The sequence below is a fragment of the Sphingopyxis witflariensis genome (assembly GCF_002205635.1).
Classification (GTDB): Bacteria; Pseudomonadota; Alphaproteobacteria; order Sphingomonadales; family Sphingomonadaceae; genus Sphingopyxis; species Sphingopyxis witflariensis.
This window is the reverse complement of record NZ_NISJ01000032.1, coordinates 1-2,529: the sequence shown is the minus strand read 5'-3', so window position 1 is coordinate 2,529 and position 2,529 is coordinate 1. Positions and strand designations below refer to the sequence as shown.

The 2,529-nt window shown below is 65.9% G+C and carries 2 protein-coding genes; both read right to left on the bottom strand.

Annotated elements, in window-relative coordinates; genetic code table 11:
- Positions 1-299 precede the first annotated feature (299 nt).
- Entirely contained in the window at positions 300-1,490 is a 1,191-nt protein-coding gene (locus CDQ91_RS20835) for an IS91 family transposase (RefSeq protein WP_088474608.1), read from the bottom strand.
- A gap of 4 nt (positions 1,491-1,494) precedes the next feature.
- On the bottom strand, positions 1,495-2,403 hold the full coding sequence (locus CDQ91_RS20830; protein WP_088474607.1) for a tyrosine-type recombinase/integrase: 909 nt from the start codon (positions 2,401-2,403) through the stop codon (positions 1,495-1,497).
- Between the last annotated feature and the right edge of the window lie 126 nt (positions 2,404-2,529).

The following is a 2,529-nucleotide window of genomic DNA, read 5'->3' as shown; positions in this document are numbered from 1 at the left end:
CGTTGAGAGTTTCAGACGCCGCTAGGCGTCAGAAAGTCTTCGATGCCCGAACCGCGGGGAGCATGGACTGAGCTATGGGGAAAGCGGTTTTGCGCAGGTCGTGGTGCTGGCCGTTGCTGCCCAAAATCGGACGCATCTGAGATCGGACCGTCTGAATTTAGATCGCAAAAGCGGACGCCGAAAAGCGGACGGGCCGATTTTGATATAGCGGCGTCTGCTTTTGGGCAGGGCGAGCGCAAGTGTGTCCGCTTCCGGACGCAGGGCTGCGCCGGTTACGGCAGTGGATGAGCCGTGCCGGGTCACGGCGCCTGCGTCCCGGATGCAAGTGATGGCGGTGGCGGCGCTCTGGGTTGATAGCGACGTTCGAAGACCTCGATGATCACCATGGTGCCACCGCAGCACGGGCACAGCGGCTGAGCTTCGAGCTCGGCGGGCGGATCGTCGGCCGGCGCGGGGGCGACATTGAGCAAACGGCGCGCGCGTTCGAGATGATCCTTGCGCCTGGCGCTGGCGAGGAGGCCATAGTGGCGGATGCGGTGGAACCCACGCGGCAGGGCGTGGAGCAGGAAGCGGCGGATGAACTCGTCAGCGGCGATGGTCATGACTTGCTGGCGGTTCGCGCCGCCCTGGCGATAATCCTTGTAACGGAAGGTGACCCCGGCATCGTCGAAGCGGACAAGGCGACTGTTCGATATGGCAACGCGGTGGGTGTAGCGCGACAGATAGGCGAGGACCGCTTCGGGGCCGGCGAACGGCGGCTTGGCGTAGACGACCCAGCGCTTCTTCCGAACGGGTGACAGGTGGCGAAGGAATGCGCGCCGGTCAGCGAGCTGCGCCATGCTGCCAAAGAAAGCGAGCTGCCCGCGGTCATGGAGGGCGACCAGCCGGGTGAGGAACAGGCGGCGGAAGAGCGCGCCGAGCACGCGAACGGGGAGCAGGAAGGCCGGGCGTGCGGATATCCAGCGCGTTCCATCGCGGGAGATGCCGCCACCGGGCACGATCATATGGATATGGGGATGATGGGTGAGCGCTGAGCCCCAGGTATGGAGGACGGCGGTGATGCCGATCCGGGCGCCGAGGTGCTTCGGGTCGGCGGCGATGGTCAGCATCGTATCGGCCGCCGCCTTGAACAGCAGATCATAGACCAGCGCCTTGTTGTAATAGGCAATGGCTGCGACCTCGGCAGGGAGGGTGAAGACGACATGGAAATAGCCGACCGGGAGCAGGTCGGCCTCGCGAGCCTCGAGCCAGGTGCGCGCGGCGGCGCCCTGGCATCTGGGGCAATGCCGGTTGCGGCAACTGTTATAGGCGATGCGCCAGTGGCCACAGTCGGTGCAAGCCTCGACGTGGCCACCTAGGGCGGCGGTGCGGCAATGCTCGATCGCCGACATGATCTTGAGCTGGTGCAGGCTCAGATGCCCGGCATGCGCGGTGCGATACGCAGGGCCTGCAGCACGGAAGATATCGGCGACCTCGAGCGAGGCGCGCACCGCCTTAGCCGTCAGGCGCCTCTTCGTCCGGCGCGGCCAGCGCAAGCCTGTCGAGCGGACTGACGACCGACCGAACGGTCTTCGTTGCGACCTGCGCGTAGAAGGCGGTGGTGTTTAGCTTGGCGTGACCGAGCAGCGCCTGAATGACGCGGATATCGACGCCATCCTCGAGCAGGTGGGTGGCGAAGCTGTGGCGTAAGGTATGCGGTCCGACGCGCTTGTCGATATCCGCGGCCTCCGCGGCTTCGACGACGACGCGGTAGAGCTGGCGCGTGCTGATCGGGGCTGAGGCGCTCTGTCCGGGGAACAGCCAGCCCTCCGGCAGGAGCACGCCCTGCTGTCGCCCGGCGCGCCACCAGTCGCGCAGCAGCAGGAGCAGGCCCTCGGGCAGCATGGCATTGCGGTAGCGGCCGCCCTTACCGCGCTCGATCCGGAGCAGCATGCGCTTGCTGTCGATATCACTCACCTTCAGCGCCGACACCTCGGCGACGCGCAGCCCCGCGCCATAGGCGACCGACAGTGCGGCCTGGTGCTTGAGGGAGCGGGTCGCATCGAGCAGCCGCCTCACCTCGGCCATGGTCAGGACGACGGGGATCTTGCGAACCTGCCTGGTGCGGATCAGCTTACGTGCAAGATCGGGGCGGTCGAGCGTGTGCGTGAAGAAGAACCTCAGCGCGCCAACGATGCTGTTCATCGTTGGCGCCGGTACGCCCGCCTCGAGCTGCTCGATCTGGAACCGCCGGATATCCTCGGCGGTCGCGGTGTGGGGAGAGCGCTGCAGCCAGGTTGCGAACCGCCCGACGTCGCGCAAATAATTACGCTGCGTCTCCGGTCCGAACCTGCGCATCGCCATGTCGTCCAGCAGGCGCTGGCGCAGCGGGCTGATCGGACCAATCTGTACAAGCTCGTTCATCGTTCGACTCCTTAGGTTGAAGGAGTCGAAAGGGTCTGCCTGCGGCAGCCCACGTTCAATCAGGCGCGGCGCTCACTGGACGACTTTACATCGAGGCTAGCGCCAATCCGCGCAGCGGTTCGTGCA